The organism is Binatus soli (SeqCode), assembly GCF_050015535.1.
Lineage (GTDB): Bacteria > Desulfobacterota > Binatia > Binatales > Binataceae > Binatus > Binatus soli.
Genome location: NZ_JBEKBF010000014.1, coordinates 57,299 through 74,672, shown reverse-complemented (window position 1 = coordinate 74,672; position 17,374 = coordinate 57,299). Strand labels below are relative to the sequence as shown.

The following is a 17,374-nucleotide window of genomic DNA, read 5'->3' as shown; positions in this document are numbered from 1 at the left end:
CGCGGCTTTCCTCGGCCTTCAGAAAAACCAGTTGACAAGCGACAATTATCACTTTACAACTATCGCAGATGCTCATACGTTTTCGACACCGGGGCCTGAAACGCCTTTACGCAGATGACGACCGCCGCGGCTTGAATGCCGAGCATATCGATAAAATCGCCCGCGTGCTGGCACTTTTGAACCGTGCGGCACGGCCCGAGGATATGAACCTGCCTGGCTTCAGGTTGCACCCGCTTAAGGGCGACCTCGCCGGCTACTGGAGCGTCACAATCCGCGCCAACTGGCGCATTATTTTTCGCTTTGAGGACGGCGACGTCACCGATGTTGATTTGATCGATTACCACTGAAAAGGAGATGGAGACATGGCAATGAAGAACCCACCGCATCCCGGCCTGACCGTCCGGCACGATTGCCTTGAGCCGCTTGGCTTGACCGTGACCGAGGGCGCCAAGGTGCTCGGAGTCACGCGGCAGGCCCTTAACAACCTGCTCAACGGCAAGAGCGGTATTTCACCAGAGATGGCGGTGCGGCTTGCCAAAGCGTTTGGCAGCAGCGCTGAAACCTGGGCTGGCATACAATTGGACTATGACCTCGCCCAGGTGGGCCGCCGCCGGATTGAAATCAGCGTCAGGCGAGTCAAAAGACCCGTTCGCCATCGCGCCTAATCAGACGGAGACACCATGCCGCTCACTCGCGATTTCAAAGAAACCATTCGCGCTCGTGTCGAGCGCGATCCCAAGTTCCGAAAAGAGCTTCTTCGCGAAGGAGTCGAAGCGATGCTGGCCGGCGATGTAGCCACGGCGAAGACCATCCTGCGCGATTACATCAACGCGACCGTGGGCTTTACCGATCTCGCCGCCGCCACACGCATCCCTTCCAAAAGCCTCATGCGAATGCTGGGACCAGCAGGCAACCCGCGCGCCGACAATCTCTTCGAGATCGTCAGCTTCCTCCAGCGCCGCGAAGGACTACGCTTCGAGGTCAAAGCCTCGCGTGCGTAAAGATGAGCGGCAGGTTCTTGTCGTCATTCAACGATGAAATCGCATCTATTATTGAACAACAGCAATCGGAAGAAGCATGACTGACCTCGAACGGAAAAAACTGTTTCTATACGAGGGCTCGGTTCTCTACAACACCATGATCCACTTGGCTCCCGATGATGCCGTTCGGCGTTACTTGGCGTTTCGGATCATCGTCAACGCAATGGCCTTCGAAGACCTGGTTGGCAACCGGGCCCATGCGCGTCAGCGCCAGATCAGAAACGTTCTGTTAGCTCACAAGCAGGAGTCAGACTTCTTTCAAGGCTACACTGCCACCGAAGAGATACGCGATGCCGCCATCGAACCGCTGATTCGATTCATTGCGGAGCACCCCGCGACTTGGCCCCCTAATCTGAATATGCCCGAACTTTCCAATCCCACTATATCGCCGAGATTCAACGCTCTCGCGACGCTGATTCTTCAGAAATTCTATGATGAAGAAATATCCGGATTCCGCGTCACCAATAATTTTTTGTGCTTCACAGGTGCGCAAGTGCACGAAATCTCGTCGGACGACTTGGCAGGGTGCTTCTACCGCTACAACAGCTCAAAATCTCTGATGACCTTGGCCATGTATTTGTTCAAAGACCTACACCCGGATGCGGACCTAAAGGCATCCACCCGGCACGCCAAGCTCGATCTCGTTTTGCATGCAGCCAACATGGCCGACTGCATCATCAAGGACACCGTCAACCCGTATTCGATCGACGGCCTACGTGAAGTCATGATACGCGAAGGGATCGGCGACCCGGCGCCCCTCAACCTTCTCGCCGCAGATGTTGCTTACAAAAGTGCGTACACTTCTCTTCGGAAGGTGCGGAACAAGCTCATCGGGCACATGGACCCCGGGGTGCCCCTGGACGTTCTTCTGACTACGTTGGATGAGCTACCAACAGCCAATGTTTACGCCTTCATCAACAAGATCGATTTCGCGATGTATACTGCGGCGAGATCGCATATGGCAATATGGGCGCGGTACGCGACCTCGAACGCTCGAATGTCGCCCGATGTCGTCGGCGTGGCGGCGCCAAAACCTACTCCCTATTTCTAGCATTGGCGCGGATTAAACAACGCTTCCGCCAAGCCGACTTTATCAGACCAGGACGGCTATCAGACACCCGTCCTTTGGAAACTTGACGCTCTGCAAATGCCCCGCTTCAAATCGAACGGCAGTCCGGCCGCCGCTCCCGCATCCGCACGAGCGCAATCCAGGGCGACCAATCCTCGCTCAAAAGTCGGAAACCGCGCCGGGTCGTCGGAGCGGCCAGTCTGAACAGTCGTTCAGTGCGCCCTGTTTTCCTTTCCTAATACTGGCCTCCCGTGCCAACGGGCGCCCAACGGGCTCGTGCCAACGGGCGAGCGTTTCTATCGACCCGGCCCATCGCTCTAAGCTACATATGGAGCGGGATGGATCTCGAACTCACTGAAGCGCAACGCGGCGCCCGCGACGTTGCCCGCCGCTTCGCACGCGAGAAGCTTGGACCGATCGGCGTCGAGGCTGACCGCTCGCATCGATATCCTGCCGAAGCGATCGACGAACTCGCCCGGCTCGGGATGCTCGGCATATTCCTTCCCGAACAATATGGCGGCGCGGGCCTCGACCACGTTGCCTATTCGCTCGTGCTCGAGGAACTCGCGGTCGAATGCGCTTCGACGGCGGTTATAATGTCGGCGCACTGCTCGCTCGCGTCGTGGCCGATTCTGGGGCTGGGCACCGCCAGGCAAAAAAATCATTTTCTGCCGAAGATGGCGACCGGCAAGTGGCTGGGATGCTTCGCCCTGACCGAACCGCAAGCCGGCTCCGACGCGGCGGGTCAGAAGACGCGCGCGGTGCTCGACGGCGACTCGTACGTGATCAACGGGACCAAGAATTTTATTACCAATGCGCCGCAATCGAAGGTGGCGATCGTGTTTGCGATGACGCAGCCCGACAAGGGGCATCGCGGGATCAGCGCGTTTGCCGTCGAGACCGATACCCCCGGATGGGCGGTCACGCGGGTCGAAGACAAAATGGGAATTCACGGCGCGCATACCGCGCAGTTGAGCTTTTCGGATATGCGCGTGCCGCGCGAGAATCTGCTGCTCGAGGAAGGGCAGGGGTTCAAGGTCGCCATGAAAACGCTCGACGGCGGCCGGATCGGTATCGCGTCTCAAGCGCTCGGAATCGCGCGCGCGTCACTCGAGGCGTCGTTGAAATACGCGAATGAACGCCTGACCTTCGGCAAGCCGATTGCACAGTACCAGGCGATTCAGTGGAAGCTCGCCGACATGGCGGTCGAGATCGACGCGGCCCGTCTGCTGACGCATCGCGCCGCCACGCTGAAAGATCGCGGCGAGTCATGCACCAAAGAATCCGCGATGGCAAAGCTGTTCGCCGCTGAAACCGCGATGAAATCCGCGACCGAGGCGGTCCAGATTCATGGCGGCTACGGCTACACCAAGGAGTTCAAAGTCGAGCGCTTTTTCCGCGACGCCAAGATTACCGAGATTTACGAAGGAACGTCGGAGATTCAGCGCCTGGTAATCGCGGGCAGCGTGCTCGAAAACCGGTGAGGGTCGCGCACTGTGGGCAACAAAAAGAAATGGCTCGAGACGACCTACCAGCAGGCCAGAGAGCGCCCGGTCCGTTTCTCGACCGTGTCCGACATGGAACTCGACCCGCTCTACACGCCCGACGACGTAACCGGCTCGTACGACGACGCGCTGGGCAACCCCGGCGAGTTTCCGTACACACGCGGTGTGTACGGCTCGATGTATCGCGGACGGTTTTGGACAATGCGCCAGTTCGCCGGCTTCGGCCTTGCCGAGGACACCAACGCGCGCTTCCACTTCCTGCTCGGCCAGGGCCAGGACGGGCTTTCCACCGCGTTCGACATGCCGACGCTGATGGGCTACGACGCCGACCACGAACGGGCGCTCGGTGAAGTGGGACGCGAGGGTGTGGCGGTCTCGACGGTTTGCGACATGGCGACATTGTTCGATCGAATTCCGCTCGACAGAGTCACCACCTCGATGACGGTGAATTGTTCGGCGTCGATTTTGCTCGCGATGTACCTGGTGGTGGCTGAGCGCAACGGAATTCCGTGGGAGCGCGTCGGCGGAACCATTCAGAACGACATGCTCAAAGAGTACATCGCGCAGAAGGAATGGATTTGCCCGCCGCGCCCGGCGCTGCGAATCGTCACCGACATGATTGAGTTCTGCGCCCGCAAAGTTCCACGCTGGCATCCCGTGTCGATCTCCGGCTACCACATCCGCGAGGCAGGCTCGACCGCCGTACAAGAACTCGCATTCACGATTGCCGACGGCATCTGCTACGTCGATGAGGCAATCAAGCGGGGGCTCGGCATCGATGAGTTCGCGCAGCGGCTGTCGTTCTTCTGGAATCTGCACAACGACTTTCTCGAAGAGATCGCCAAGCTCCGCGCCGCGCGCCGGATGTGGGCGCGAATCATGAAGGACCGTTTCGGCGCGATGAATCCGAAATCGATGATGCTGCGCACGCATGCGCAAACCGCGGGCGCGTCGCTGACCGCGCAGCAGCCGACCAATAACGTGGTTCGCGTGGCAATTCAGGCGCTGGCAGGAGTGCTCGGCGGAGTCCAGTCGCTGCACACCAATTCGATGGACGAGACGCTCGCGCTGCCCACCGAACAGGCCGTGATGGTCGCGCTGCGCACGCAACAAGTCATCGCCGAAGAGACTGGCGTGACCAATACGATCGATCCATTCGGCGGCAGCTACGCGGTCGAGGCGCTGACGGACAGGATGGAACGCGAGGCGAACGATTATATCCGGCGCATCGACGAGATGGGCGGGATGGTCAAGGCAATCGAGACGGGCTATCCCCAGCGCGAGATCGCGGAGGCCGCGTTTCACTTTCAGCGCCAGCTGGAGCAGGGAATCAAGACGGTGGTCGGGGTGAACAAGTATTCAATTCCCGAGGAAATTCCGATCGCGACGCTGAAGATCGACGCCGGGATCGAAGAGCGGCAGATTCAGCGCGTGCGCAAGGTCAAGCGCGAGCGAAACTCGGCCGCCGTCAGGGAAGCGCTGGCCCGCGTCGCCGAGGCGTGCCGCTCCGGCGAGAACCTGATGGAACCGATTTGCGAGGCGGTGCGCCGCGACGCGACCGTCGGCGAGGTCTCCGATATCTTTCGCGCCGAGTTCGGCGTGTACAAAGACCCAGGCTGGATTTAGGCGATGGCGGACAAGAGACTCAGAATTCTGGTCGCAAAGCCGGGACTCGACGGTCACGATCGAGGCGCGAAGATTATCGCGCGCGCGCTGCGCGACGGCGGCTTCGAGGTCATCTATACGGGGCTTCATCAGACGCCCGAAATGATCGCGGAGGCCGCCGTGCAGGAAGACGCCGACGCGGTCGGGCTGAGCGTACTTTCGGGCGCGCATATGACGCTGTTCCCCGAAGTGATGCGCCTGCTGAAGGAGCGCGGCGCCGGCGAGATCGCGGTTTTCGGTGGCGGGATTATTCCTGACGACGACGCCGTCAAGCTCAGGCAGATGGGCGTCCGCCAAATCTTCACCCCCGGCGCGTCAACTGAAGACATCGTCAAGTGGGTGCGCGAGAATGTCACCCCTCGCAGTTGAGTTGCCATGAACTTCGATCTTACCGAAGAGCAGCGGCGCATCCGCGAAACGTTGACCGACTTCGCCGAGCGCGAAATCAAGCCGCATTCGACCAAGTGGGACAAGGAGGAGACCTTCCCACGGCACATCGTCGAGCAGCTCGGCCGGCTCGGCTTTCTCGGCGTCGCATTCCCGGAAAAATTCGGCGGCGGCGGCGCGGACACCCTCTCTCAGGTACTCGTTGTCGAAGGGCTCTCGCGTTACGACGCGTCGATCGGCCTGACGTGCGCCGCGCATATGTCGCTCGCGACAGGGCACATCGCCGGTTTCGCATCCGACCAGCAGCGCGAGCATTACGTACCCGCGATGCTCCAGGCCAGGAAGATCGGCGCGTGGTGCCTGACCGAGCCGAGCTCCGGTTCGGACGCGGCCGCGATGCGCACGAAGGCCACGCGGGCCGGCGACAACTATTCGATCACCGGCTCCAAGATGTTTATAACCAACGGCACGGTTGCCGACGTATATGTCGTGATGGCGATTACCGACAATTCGCGGGGACGCGACGGCGTGTCGGCATTCATCGTCGATCGCGGCACGGCGGGCCTCTCGAACGGAAAGAAAATCGAAAAGCTGGGATTGCGCGCCTCCGATACCGCCGAAGTTATCTTCGACAACGTCACCGTGCCGGCGCGCAACCTCGTCGGCGAACTCGGCGCCGGGTACAGACAGACGCTCAAGGTGCTCGAAGCCGGGCGAATCGGAATCGCCGGATTCGCGGCGGGAATCGCGCGCGGCGGATTCGAGGAAGCCCGCGCATACGCGCTCGAACGCGGCCAGTTCGGCAAGAAAATTGCCGAGTTCCAGGCGATCCAGTGGATGTTCGCCGACATGGCGACCAGAATCGACGCCTCGTGGGTGCTCATCTGCCGCGCCGCCGCACTCAAGGATGCGGGCAGGCCGTTCGCGCGCGAGGCCGCGATGGCAAAGCTGTTTGCGTCGGAAACCGCGATGTGGTCAACGATCAAAGCCGTGCAGATCCACGGCGGCTACGGCTACGTCACCGATTTCCCGGTCGAGCGCTACATGCGCGACGCCAAGCTCTCGGAAATCGGCGAGGGCACCAGCGAAGTGCAGCGGATGATCATCGCCAAGTCGCTGCTGCGCGAAGGCTACCTGCCCGCTTGACCGCTCGCTTGGACTGCTTGCCGGAAGCGGCGCAGTCAATCTTCCAGCAGATCTTCCTGAATGATGGCGAGTTCGCCGGGCGCGAGGCCGATTACCTCGCGCATGAAACCTTCGATACCGCCGTTCTCGTCGATGAGTTCGAAGACCGGATCGAGTTGCTCGGCTGTGAGCGGAAGCTTGGGATAGACCAGGTTGCTTTCGAGAAAGTCGGCGACGATTCGATTGCGATCGACCCCGAGCATCGACAGCAGCATCGCGGCGCCGACCCCGGTGCGGTCGCGGCCGGCGGAGCAATGGAAGAGCAGGGGGTAAACGTCGCGCTCGGCGAGCAGTTTGAAGAAGCGGCGCCAGTCGCGCCGAAAGTGCATCACGAGCGCCAGATGATCGCGGCCGGATTGCGCGGCAATTTCCGTGTAGCCCTCGTCGTTGAACCATTCGTCGCCCATCGGGATGTGCTCCCATCGCACGCCGCGGCGCGAGGCGGGCTCGGGCGCGCCCATATGTTTCACTTCGGCGCGGCTCTGGAGAGTGACGAGGGTGCGGAGCTTGAGCCGGCTGATGGGGCTTTCAGGTGGAACTTCGGCGAGATGGGATGAGCGGAATATGCGGCTGGCGCGGACGCGACGGCTATTGGCGGCGGGATGGCCACCGAGGTCGCGGAAATTTTGCGCGGCGTAGGTGCGCAGCAGGTCGAAGTCGATGACGACGCGCGGCTCTTCGGCCACGCCTTCGGTCTTGTTCTTGTTTTTCGGCAAGGGATTAGCCGTGCGCGTCTCTCTCCGGCAAGTTTAACAGGGCGAGCGGGGCCGACAAAATGCGAACCCGCCGACGGAATCAGGCGGGGATTTCGGCGGCGGTTTGCGACAGATAGGCCCCGTACTCCGGGTTGGTCGCGAGCAGGTGTGCATGCGTCCCGGAGGCGGCGATCGTTCCGCCGTGAATGAAGAAGACGCGGTCGCAGGCGACGAGGATGTCGGGGCGATGGGCGACGATGATGACGATTCGATCGCGAGCGAGGTGAGCCAGCGTTCTTATGAGATCGGATTCCGAGCCGGGATCGAGTGGCGCGGCCGGTTCGTCGAGGACGATTATTTCCGGCCGTCGAAGCAGGGCGCGCGCGATGGCGATTCGCTGTTTCTGTCCGACCGAGAGGCGCGCGCCACGCCGCCCGAGCATCGTCGAGTATCCGTCGGGGAGCCGATCGATAAATTCCGCCGCCCCCGCCATCGCGGCCGCTTCGCGAACGTCGGCCTTTGACGCGCCGGCGTTTCCGTAGCGGATGTTGTCCTCGATCGAAAGCGAGAACAGCGATTCATTCTGAAATACGAATCCGACGCGCGCGCGAATCGAGTCGGGCGCGACGGCGCGCGAATCGACGCCGTCGAAGGCGATCGTTCCCGCCGACGGTTCGAGAAAACGCGGGATCGAGCAGATGAGCGTAGTCTTGCCGCATCCGCTCGGTCCCGCCAGCGCAACCATCTGGCCGGCGCGCATCGACATCGTGACTCCGCTGAGCACGGTGGCAGCGCCGTAGCCCAAAGCGACGCCGCTGAATTCCAAGTTGCCGACGCGTCCGCCGAGTCCGTCGTGGCGTGCGTCGCCGACCGGCTCAGCGAGGTTATCGAGTACGCTATGCACGCGCCGGAGTCCCGCGACCGACGCCTGCACCGAGGCCCACGTGTTGCCGATGATGGCCATCGGATTCGCCAGCATCGTTCCGTAGCTCGCGAGCAGGACGATATCGCCGAGCGTCATCCGGCCCGCAATCACCTGCATCATGAGATAGTAGAGGCAGTATCCGATCAGCACGCTACAGAAGGGAGCGAGCACGATCGCGAGCGCGAACACGATCGCGAGCATTCGGAGAGTCGCGCGATAGGACTCCCAGCTGGCGGCGTTGACGGCGGCAGTCTCGCGGCTTTCCTGTCCGAATGCCTTGATGAGCAAGACCTGCGCGACGCGCTCCTCGAACGCCGCCATCACGTTGCTGCCGCTTTCGCGCATCGACTGGCTCCGGGTGCGCAGCGCGCGTCCAAAGAGGCTGCTGCCGATGGCGACCACGGGCAGAAAGAGAATCGCGGCGACAACGATCACGGGCTGGTTGCTGAAATGTACGGAGAGCACGACCAGCGCCATCGCGAACATCACCAGCGACATGATCGGCGCCAGCACGCCGCTATAAAATACCGGGCCGATCGACGCGCTGTCGTACATCACGCGGAAAACGGCGTCGCCAATTTTCTGATCGGCGTAAAGCGCCAGCGGCGAGCGCAAAAATCGCTCATAGACCGCGATGCGCACGGACTGGTTCATCCGCTGCGTGAGATCGATCGTGACGCGCGCCTCCAGGTAGCCGAACAAACCGTTCCACAGGCTGCCGCCGTCGTTGGCGTCGTTGGCGGTGAGGCCGGCCTGGTCGAGTCCGCCGCTCGCCACGTTGGTGCCGAGCGACTGCGCGTTCCCGGCGGCCATCCCGATCAGGATCACGGCCAGCGCCAGAAACATCGTGACGGCGACCAGCAGGGAGGTCCGGCCGGCGCCGGCGATCGGAGTCAGAATGGCGGCTGGAATGCCGGTCAGCGGGTGGCCGTCGATCACGTTGTCGATGACGATTTTCAGCGGCCACGGCGTCATCAGAAAGAAGGTCAGCGAGATGAAAACCAGCGCGCACTTGATCGCGAGAAGCCGGCGATGGCGGCTGATAAACGGCCAGCTCTTGACGAGCAAGCGCCAGGCCTCGCGCCAGGTGAGCGGAGCCTGTTCGCCGGCGTAGAGAAGATTCGCGCGCGGGTCGCGCTGCGAAACGGCGTCAGGCATTGCTCACCTCGCGGACTGGGCCGTCGTCGAGGGCGGATCCGTCGGCGGCAACGAGCCGACCGGCGGCAAGCCTAAAAATTCGGTCGGCGCGAGACGCGGTGGTCCGGCGATGCGTTGCGATAATCGCCATGCGCCGTTTGGGAGCCTCGTTCACCCAATCGCGCACGCCGCGCATCACGGCGTCTTCGGTCGCAACATCCAGGGCCGAGGTCGGTTCGTCGAGCAACAGAATCGGCGCGTCGCGTAAAATCGCGCGTGCAAGGCCGAGCCGCTGCGCCTGCCCGGCCGAAAGCTTCGAGCCCTTCTCGCCGAGCATGGTGTCGAGGCCGGCCGGCAGAGAACGAACGAAGTCACCGAGGCTTGCGCGGTGAATCGCTTCGGCAACTTCGGCGGTCGATGCGTTCGGGCGCCCGTAGGCGACGTTGTCGCGAAGGGTCGCCGTGAAGAGCGGATTTTCCTGCAGCGCAACGGAAAGCATGCCGCGCCACGCCGGAAGATCGAAGTCGCGAATCGGTTCGGCGTCGAGCCGGACGTTGCCCGCCGTCGGATCGAAAAATCTCACGATGAGCGAGATGATCGTGCTCTTGCCGGAGCCGCTGGGGCCGGCGATCGCGGTGATTTGCCCGACGCGAGCCTCGAGATTCACGCCGGTGAGGACGGGGGTGCGCGGGTCGTAGCCGAACGTCACGTGGTCGAAGGCCAGAACCGCCGCGGTTTTTGGCGGGATTCCACGGCCGCTGCTGACGCCTTGCTCCGTCGTTTGGCGCAGCATCTCGAGCACGCGCGATATTGCGACGACCACGTCCTGCATGCTGCCCCACAAGTTGGTGAGATTTCGCGCGCGGGCACTGACGCTGCCAAACAGCGCGAGCGAACCCTGGAACAGTCCAAGCGAGACGGCCGCGCGTGCGAAGCCGGCGGTTCCACCCGCCATCACTTCCGTGGCGCCGACGTACAGCGCCGCAACGTAAGCGAGACCGCGAACGGTGTTGGTCATGACACGGTAGCGCGCGAGCATCAGGCGCGCGCGGCGGGCGGCAATGAATGCGTCCCAATTGTCGCGCGCGTAGATTTGCGCCTCGCGAGCCTCGGCGCCGAAGGCTTTGACAGTTTTGATCGACGCGAGGGTTTCTTCGATCCGCGTTGTCGCGCGCGCCATCGTCTCGCGCTCACGAATGAAAGCGCTGCGCATCGAATCGCCGAACATCCACGCCAGTATGAGGTTCGCGGGCATCAGCAGAGCGGCGATCAGCGCCATCCGGTAGTCGTACCAGACCAGGTAGAGGATCGAGGCCGCGGCGACGGGAATGAAAATCAGCGGCTGAACGATCAAGCCGTTGATGACATTCGGAATCGCGGCGGAGTCCTGGAACATCCGGAAAATCGCGTCGCCGATCTTCTCCTCGGAATGAAAGCGCACGCTCAGTTCCTGCATGCGGGTGTAGAGATTGACGCGGAAGAGATTGCTGATGCGCTGTAAAATCCACACCCCGTAACCGAGAATGAATGCGCCTGCGATCAGGATGACAATCGACGCAATCCCGCCGACGACGCACGCATGAATCAGGACGATCCGCCGGTCTGAATGCAACGGCACGTGGAGCATCCACGCCTGCGCGGGCGTCAAGGCGCCGCCATGACCGACTACGTCGAAGAAAACGCGCGTGAGGTTGAGCGCAAGGAGTCCGCCGAGCAGCAGCGGCAGCGTCGCCAGGAATAGATACAGGAGATGGCGGCGATAGGGCCGGATAAACGGCCACGCACGCGCGACCAAGCGGAACACGTCGCGGGAACGCAGCCGGCGAGCGTCGGGGAACTCGCTTGCAGCCGGAGGCGCAGCGATGGTCGATTCAGCGTTCAAACAGATCGTAGTCTTATGACTCCTCTGTGTGCGGAAGGTTGGGAGTTTCGCAGGATCATAACGGCCCGCGAAGCGGCGGGTAAAGGTGCGGGCGTGGCCGGCGAAGACTGTTTGATGGTAACTTCGCGGGGCCGGTGCGCGATTGCTTGAATTCGTCACAGCGCACGGAAAAGGAGCGCATCATGCCCGCGTTAATCTTCGAAAAACGAAATCACGTCGCCTATCTCACCCTCAACCGGCCCGAGGTCCACAATTCGCTGAATCCCGAAATGCTCGTGAGCCTTGCTGCTGCGTGGAAGGAGATCGACAGCGACGACGCAATCCGGGCGACGATCGTGACCGGCGCAGGCAAGGTCGCGTTCTCGGCCGGCGCCGATCTGGGGCGCTTGATTCCGCTGCTCACCGGCGCGCGAAAGCCGGAGGACGAGTGGGACAGCAAGCTGCTCGCGGATCGCAAGCTCGGCGACATCGCGTTGCTGCGCGGCTACGACATGGACAAGCCGGTAATTTCCGCGGTCAACGGGTTTTGCATCGCGGGCGGAATGGAATTGATCCAGGCAACCGACCTTCGAGTCGCGTCGGAGAACGCGAGCTTCGGGCTGCAGGAAGTGAAATGGGCGATCATCCCGGCCGCCGGCTCGCTGGCGCGGCTGCAACGCCAGATTCCGTACTGCAAGGCGATGGAGATTCTGCTGACCGGCAACCGGATCGATGCGCAGGAGGCGTGGCGCCTGGGCCTGGTCAACTACGTCGTGCCGCAGGAAAAACTGATCGCGAAGGCCGACGAACTCGCGGCGACAATCGCGCAGAACGGGCCGCTGGCGGTGCGGAAGATCAAAGAGGCGGTGCGGCGATGCTCGGGCCGTCCCTACGAGGAGGCCTTCAAAATCGAGAACGAAATTGCACGCGAAGTGATGAGGTCCGAGGACGCGAAGGAAGGTCCGCGCTCGTTCATGGAGAAGCGAAAGCCAAACTACAAGGGAAAGTAGATGGCGTCAGGCGCTTAAGCTCCCGCCAGCGCGCGCATCGTGTTGGGATAATCGCGCGACGCGGTGGCGGCCGGTCCGATCGGAAACACCACGGGATGCGTCACGCCGGCGGCGCGGAATCGCGCGACGAAATCGCGGCCGGCTTCGGCGTTGCCAAACACCGCGATCTTGCGGCACGACTCCTCCGTAATGGCTCTGGGAGCCTCCTCGCGCTTGCCTTCCCGCCAAAGCCGGCGCACCTCGTCGAACTGCGCCGCGAGTCCGTAGCGCGCGAACATCTTGTTGTAGCTGTCCACGAATGCGTAACCGGCCAGCTCGCGCCGGAACGAATCGACGGCTCTATCCTCTTCCTCCGTGATGCACATGCGGACATAGATGCCTACGTCAACGGCGGACGGCTCGCGCCCCGCGGCCCGGGCGCCCTCATGGATATGATTCACCATCGGCGCGATTGCCTCGGGCGGCGAGTAGTTCATCAAGACACCGTCGGCAACTTCGCCGGCGAGCCGAAGCATCGGGGCATTGAGGGCCGCCAGATAGATCTTCGGCGGATGCGGCGCGGTGATACGCATACTGAGGCGGAAATCAGACTTGTACACTTCGCCCTGGAACTTCGAGCGGCCCTCGGTGAACAACTGGCGCATGATCGAGACGCATTCGCGCATCGCGGTGACCGGCTTGCGATACGACGCGCCGTGCCATCGTTCGACTATTACCGGGCTCGACACGCCCAGACCCGCGATGACGCGGCCGCCGGATAGCTCGTTGATCGTCAGGAATCCCATCGCCATCGCGCCCGGCGTGCGAATCTGAATAGGTACGACGCCGGTGGCCAGTTCAGCTTTGCGCGTGTTGGCCGCAAGCGCGGCGAGACTGACGAACGCGTCGGGTCCGCTGACCTCCGCAATCCACAGGGAAGTGTAGCCGAGGTCCTCGGCCTCGCGGATGAGTGCGAGGCGGTCGGCGAACGCGCCGGCGTCGATCGAGGTTTGAAGTCCAAGTTTTTGGTTTGATGCCATTTGAAATTCCGTGCGAGTTTGATTTGCGCAGATTGTGCGGCTATTCGATTATTGCTGCAAGGCAAGATTTCGGGATTTTTCCTTCGGTCAGAAGGCATAGTCCAACGAGGAGTGTTGAACGATGGCTTACTTCGATTCCAAAGGCGTGCAGATTTATTTCGAGGAACACGGTATCGGCGAGCCGGTTGTGCTGGTGCACGGCTTCGCGTCGCGCGCGGAGCATAACTGGGGCGCGACGAATTGGTTCACTACGCTTGCACCGCATTACCGTGTCGTCGCGCTGGATTGCCGCGGCCACGGCAAAAGCGGCAAACCGCACGATTCGGCGGCGTACGGCGGCGAGATTATGGGCGAGGATGTGATCGGGCTGATGGACCATCTGGGAATCAAGCGCACTCTCATTATGGGCTATTCGATGGGCGGGCGAATCGTGACGGGCCTGCTGATGTCGCATCCGGAGCGTTTGCGCGCGGCCGTGCTCGGCGGAATCGGTGTGGTGTCGGCGACGTCCGCATCTTTCAGCCGCAAACCGATCGTCGATGCGCTGCTAGCCGAAAATATTTCAGGAGTTACGGATCAGCGGGCAAAGGAGTTTCGCCAATTCGCGGAGAGCACCGGCAACGACTTGAAGGCATTGGCTGTGTGCATGGGTGCCGCTCGCGACGATTTTACGGCTGAGCATATAGCGGCGAAACAAATTCGCGTGCCGGTCATGATCGTGATCGGGACCAAGGACCTGCTGGTCGGTAATCCCACACTGCTGCGCGATTCAATTGCGGGCAGCAAACTTGTGATGCTCGAAGGACGCGATCATTTGAGCGCTCCCGGCGATCAACATTACAAGGAGGCGGTGCTGGAATTTTTCCAGTCCGCGCCGGCGTGAGCGGCTATGTCAATCCGTCAGCTGATTCGCGGGGCGTCGAGCGTGCCGGTCAATCGATAGGGCTGCGGGCCGGGGGGATGCGGCAATAGCGCGAGCAGGAGCGCCAACTGCGAGGCGGCGGCGGGAGCCGGGGAGAGAGTGAATTCGATCGCGAGTTCGCTTTGGCCCGGGTCGGGCGCGAGCTGGATGGTTCCCGCGGCGGTCAGCGTCAAGTCGCCGCCGCCGGTCCTGAATTCCTCTATCGTTAAGGTGCCTTGATCCAATTTGAACTTTGAATGCCCGTCGCCAAGACGAATCGGCGACCTCGCGAACGGCGCCGTGAGCGTCAGTCCCGCGGCGCTCAACTCGCCGTCGCCGGTCTCCGCGATATCACCGGAAGACAGCCACAGATTGCCGCTTCCAGAAATCGTACCCGCAGCCGCCGCGCCGGGAATCGCGACCAGGCGCTGACGGGCTATATCCACGGAGTCGAGGTCGTAGCTGATAGCGGTGCCGCCGCCGCTGGGGCGTAGCGTGACGTTCACGACGCCATCGTAGAGCGCGGCTTTTACTCGAACGCCGGGATGCAACGTCAGCATCGAGAGAAACGCGGGCGCGATCGTGACGGCCGGGCTCTCGATGAGCGGACCGGCAGACGCGGGCCTGGTCGAGCTCAGGCGGACGCCGGCCAGTCGGGCGCCGAAGGGAAAGCTGGCGCTCTGACTCGCGCTGGAAACCTCGAGGCCCATCGGCGCGAGGACCTTCGAGAGAGTTGCGGAGTATGGAAAGGTGGAAATCAGGTAAGCAGCGAAAAGCGTCAGTCCGACGGCTGCGTAACCGACTCGAACGAGACGGGTTCGCCGGTATTGCGCGGACGAATTCCCGGGCGCATCAGGTATTCTTGGCGAGCGCAACACAGGTGAGGTCAACGTCGTAAGAATGAGGGTCCTGGGTGCGGCGCTGGATGCGGATGTCCGAGATGCCAATCGGCATCGACAGCGAATTGATGCCGTAGAGCGCGTCGACCAACTGCGCGAGATTCACGTTGTCGAGCTTCAACTGTACGCTGTACTCGGTGAACCCGTCGGTAAGCTTGCGATCGGAGCCGGGCGCGATCGATCCGATCTTCTGGCGTCCGACACTTTTGGTCATCGACGCTTCGATCACGGAAAACAGCGAGAAATCCTTGCCCGGCGGAACCGTGTGCCGCTCGGCGGAGGCGAGCTCCGCCTTGAGCTGCGCATAAGTGGCGGCGAGCCGGCGAACTTCGGCGAGATCCTGTTGTCGCTGGACAATCTTGTCCTGCAGCCCCAGGCTCAGATCCACGATCGGCATGTAGATCAGCTTGTAGATGAGAAAAGCTCCGACCAGGCCGCCGGCGATTTGCACCAGGATGCGTTCGCGCGGTTCGAGCTTCTGGTAGCGGCCGCGCGCCTGCGCGATCAGCGGATCGACGCGGGTGGCGGCTTGCTTGAGATAGGGGCGGAGCAAATCCATTGCTCGCGCGCGCAAATTGTCAATCCATTCTCTAAGCATTGCAGCTACTCGGCGCGCTCATTCGCCGGCGTTACGCCCTTGAAGTTTGCGTCCATCCGAAAATCCACCTTGCTCGGATCCGATCCGGCCTTGGCATGGGCGACTTCGATCGAGCCGAAGTAGCCACTTTTGTCGAGCGCTTCTTTGGCCTGATCGACGGTTGTGAACGAATCGGCCTGGCCGGTCACGCGCAAGCCGTTGGAATCGATCTGAACGTCGGCCATCTCGACCGGAAATCGGGGCGGCAGCGCTCGCGACACCGCCACCAGCGTGTCGAGCGGCGAATGAGTCAGGTTGCCGCCTATTAGGGTCAGCCGATGATTCATCTTCGCGATTCCGGTCTTCAACTGCGCCTTGGCGTTGGCGGGATCGGTTTCGCTAAGGACCCGCCCGGCGACGGCGGCGATTTCTGCATTGACCTGGCTGAGCCGATGAAGATTGGCGTACACGCCCAGGCCGAAATGAAAAATGATCACGGCCAACAGCGCGGCGGCGAGGATTCCCGAGGTATAGAAGGGGCTGAGATCGCCGCGGATGCGGCCACGAAAAAGGAATTCGCCCTGGCGGAAATTGATCAAATCGAGCGGCTTGCTGGGCAACTCGCCGAGCAGCATCGCGATGCACGATGAATACTTGCCGGTATTCGGCACCGAGCCTTCGAAAATCCCGGTGTAATCGAACGCGCCGCCGTCACGGACCGGCATGGCCAGCGAATCGGAGAGCAGTCCACGCACTTCCGGATACGCCGCCGCCGCACCCGCGACGATTACCTCGGTCTGATCCATTTCCCCGCCATGCGCGAGCAAGGTCTGACGCACCGAGTCGAGAATCGGCGCGGCTGCGTCCTGCGAGACCACCGATCCGTCGGACATCATCAGACCGCCGGGCATCGAACGCAGCGCGCGCGGCGTTCCCCCCAGATCGACCAGCACGACCGAGGTGGATGACTCATCACCTTCGACGACCAGGTGCGCCATTGGCTTGGCGCCGTTTTGCGCGCGCGTGAACATCGCCGCCAGTGCGAGCGGCGCCAGCGTGACGGTCTTGGGATCGAGTCCCGCCTTCTGCAGCAAATCGAGATGATGCTGCAGGTCGGTCTTGCGCACCATCGCGGCCATGACGAGCGTATGGTTACCCTCGCGCCCGACGCGGGTAAATGCGACCGTGCCATTGTCGACCGGGAAGGGCAGGTGCTCTTCCAGCGCGAAGGAAACCACCTGATGCAGCCGGCGCGCATCCTTGAACGGCAGTTCGAGCAGACGTTTGGCGATACGATCGGCAGGCAGGGCGGATATCACGATGTCAGGCTGGCCGGTCTCGGCGATCAAACGCGACAGCGCGCCACTGAGATCGGCCTCGTCATCGGCGCGAACCTTATCGTACATGCCGGCGAGATTGAACGAATTCCACGAGCGCTCCGCGACCGCCGCGCGCACCCGGTCGCCCACGAACTCCAGCGCAAGTATTCGTTGAGCCAT

The 17,374-nt window shown here is 62.1% G+C and carries 17 protein-coding genes; 10 read left to right on the top strand and 7 right to left on the bottom strand.

The window, feature by feature from the left end; translation table 11 throughout:
* Nucleotides 1–68 precede the first annotated feature (68 nt).
* The 8 genes from ABR989_RS12165 to ABR989_RS12130 all read left to right on the top strand — a co-directional run bounded on the left by ABR989_RS12165 (nucleotide 69) and on the right by ABR989_RS12130 (nucleotide 6,812).
* Entirely contained in the window at nucleotides 69–347 is a 279-nt protein-coding gene (locus ABR989_RS12165) for a type II toxin-antitoxin system RelE/ParE family toxin (protein ID WP_428128865.1), read from the top strand.
* Nucleotides 348–362: 15 nt separating this feature from the next.
* A complete protein-coding gene (locus ABR989_RS12160; RefSeq protein ID WP_428128862.1) occupies nucleotides 363–665 on the top strand; it encodes a HigA family addiction module antitoxin in 303 nt (100 codons plus the stop codon).
* Between the two features lie 15 nt (nucleotides 666–680).
* Nucleotides 681–1,001, top strand: a complete 321-nt coding sequence (locus tag ABR989_RS12155) for a helix-turn-helix domain-containing transcriptional regulator (protein ID WP_428128860.1) — start codon at nucleotides 681–683, stop codon at nucleotides 999–1,001.
* Nucleotides 1,002–1,077: 76 nt separating this feature from the next.
* A complete protein-coding gene (locus ABR989_RS12150; protein WP_428128857.1) occupies nucleotides 1,078–2,091 on the top strand; it encodes a hypothetical protein in 1,014 nt (337 codons plus the stop codon).
* A gap of 356 nt (nucleotides 2,092–2,447) precedes the next feature.
* Nucleotides 2,448–3,593, top strand: a complete 1,146-nt coding sequence (locus ABR989_RS12145; RefSeq protein WP_428128855.1) for an acyl-CoA dehydrogenase — start codon at nucleotides 2,448–2,450, stop codon at nucleotides 3,591–3,593.
* A gap of 12 nt (nucleotides 3,594–3,605) precedes the next feature.
* A complete protein-coding gene (locus ABR989_RS12140) occupies nucleotides 3,606–5,240 on the top strand; it encodes an acyl-CoA mutase large subunit family protein (protein WP_428128852.1) in 1,635 nt (544 codons plus the stop codon).
* A 3-nt stretch (nucleotides 5,241–5,243) separates the two neighbouring features.
* On the top strand, nucleotides 5,244–5,648 hold the full coding sequence (locus tag ABR989_RS12135; protein ID WP_428128851.1) for a cobalamin B12-binding domain-containing protein: 405 nt from the start codon (nucleotides 5,244–5,246) through the stop codon (nucleotides 5,646–5,648).
* A 6-nt stretch (nucleotides 5,649–5,654) separates the two neighbouring features.
* Nucleotides 5,655–6,812 carry an acyl-CoA dehydrogenase family protein gene (locus tag ABR989_RS12130; RefSeq protein WP_428128848.1) on the top strand — a complete coding sequence of 386 codons (1,158 nt, stop codon included), beginning with the start codon at nucleotides 5,655–5,657 and terminating at the stop codon, nucleotides 6,810–6,812.
* 35 nt (nucleotides 6,813–6,847) lie between these two features.
* Here ABR989_RS12130 and ABR989_RS12125 read toward each other — a convergent pair whose 3' ends face one another.
* The 3 genes from ABR989_RS12125 to ABR989_RS12115 all read right to left on the bottom strand — a co-directional run bounded on the left by ABR989_RS12125 (nucleotide 6,848) and on the right by ABR989_RS12115 (nucleotide 11,490).
* Nucleotides 6,848–7,567 (bottom strand): tyrosine-protein phosphatase, encoded by a 720-nt coding sequence (locus tag ABR989_RS12125; protein WP_428128846.1) that lies wholly within the window; start codon nucleotides 7,565–7,567, stop codon nucleotides 6,848–6,850.
* Nucleotides 7,568–7,646: 79 nt separating this feature from the next.
* On the bottom strand, nucleotides 7,647–9,629 hold the full coding sequence (locus ABR989_RS12120) for an ABC transporter ATP-binding protein (RefSeq protein WP_428128844.1): 1,983 nt from the start codon (nucleotides 9,627–9,629) through the stop codon (nucleotides 7,647–7,649).
* Nucleotides 9,622–11,490, bottom strand: coding sequence for an ABC transporter ATP-binding protein (locus ABR989_RS12115; RefSeq protein WP_428128842.1), 1,869 nt, complete (start codon nucleotides 11,488–11,490; stop codon nucleotides 9,622–9,624). The genes ABR989_RS12120 and ABR989_RS12115 overlap by 8 nt, the downstream gene beginning before the upstream one ends.
* 182 nt (nucleotides 11,491–11,672) lie before the next feature.
* On the opposite strand from ABR989_RS12115, the gene ABR989_RS12110 reads away from it, so the two are divergent.
* Nucleotides 11,673–12,479 (top strand): enoyl-CoA hydratase-related protein, encoded by an 807-nt coding sequence (locus tag ABR989_RS12110; protein WP_428128841.1) that lies wholly within the window; start codon nucleotides 11,673–11,675, stop codon nucleotides 12,477–12,479.
* A gap of 14 nt (nucleotides 12,480–12,493) precedes the next feature.
* Here ABR989_RS12110 and ABR989_RS12105 read toward each other — a convergent pair whose 3' ends face one another.
* Complete coding sequence (locus ABR989_RS12105) at nucleotides 12,494–13,498, bottom strand: LLM class flavin-dependent oxidoreductase (protein ID WP_428128838.1); 1,005 nt, start codon at nucleotides 13,496–13,498, stop codon at nucleotides 12,494–12,496.
* A gap of 121 nt (nucleotides 13,499–13,619) precedes the next feature.
* On the opposite strand from ABR989_RS12105, the gene ABR989_RS12100 reads away from it, so the two are divergent.
* Nucleotides 13,620–14,381 carry an alpha/beta fold hydrolase gene (locus ABR989_RS12100; RefSeq protein ID WP_428128836.1) on the top strand — a complete coding sequence of 254 codons (762 nt, stop codon included), beginning with the start codon at nucleotides 13,620–13,622 and terminating at the stop codon, nucleotides 14,379–14,381.
* A 17-nt stretch (nucleotides 14,382–14,398) separates the two neighbouring features.
* Here ABR989_RS12100 and gspN read toward each other — a convergent pair whose 3' ends face one another.
* Genes gspN through gspL form a run of 3 tightly spaced genes read right to left on the bottom strand, consistent with a single transcriptional unit; the run spans nucleotide 14,399 to nucleotide 17,374 of the window.
* A complete protein-coding gene (gene gspN / locus ABR989_RS12095; protein ID WP_428128988.1) occupies nucleotides 14,399–15,277 on the bottom strand; it encodes a type II secretion system protein GspN in 879 nt (292 codons plus the stop codon).
* On the bottom strand, nucleotides 15,252–15,857 hold the full coding sequence (locus ABR989_RS12090) for a type II secretion system protein M (protein WP_428128833.1): 606 nt from the start codon (nucleotides 15,855–15,857) through the stop codon (nucleotides 15,252–15,254). Before ABR989_RS12090 ends, gspN begins: the two co-directional genes overlap by 26 nt.
* 44 nt (nucleotides 15,858–15,901) lie before the next feature.
* On the bottom strand, nucleotides 15,902–17,374 hold the full coding sequence (gene gspL, locus ABR989_RS12085; RefSeq protein ID WP_428128831.1) for a type II secretion system protein GspL: 1,473 nt from the start codon (nucleotides 17,372–17,374) through the stop codon (nucleotides 15,902–15,904).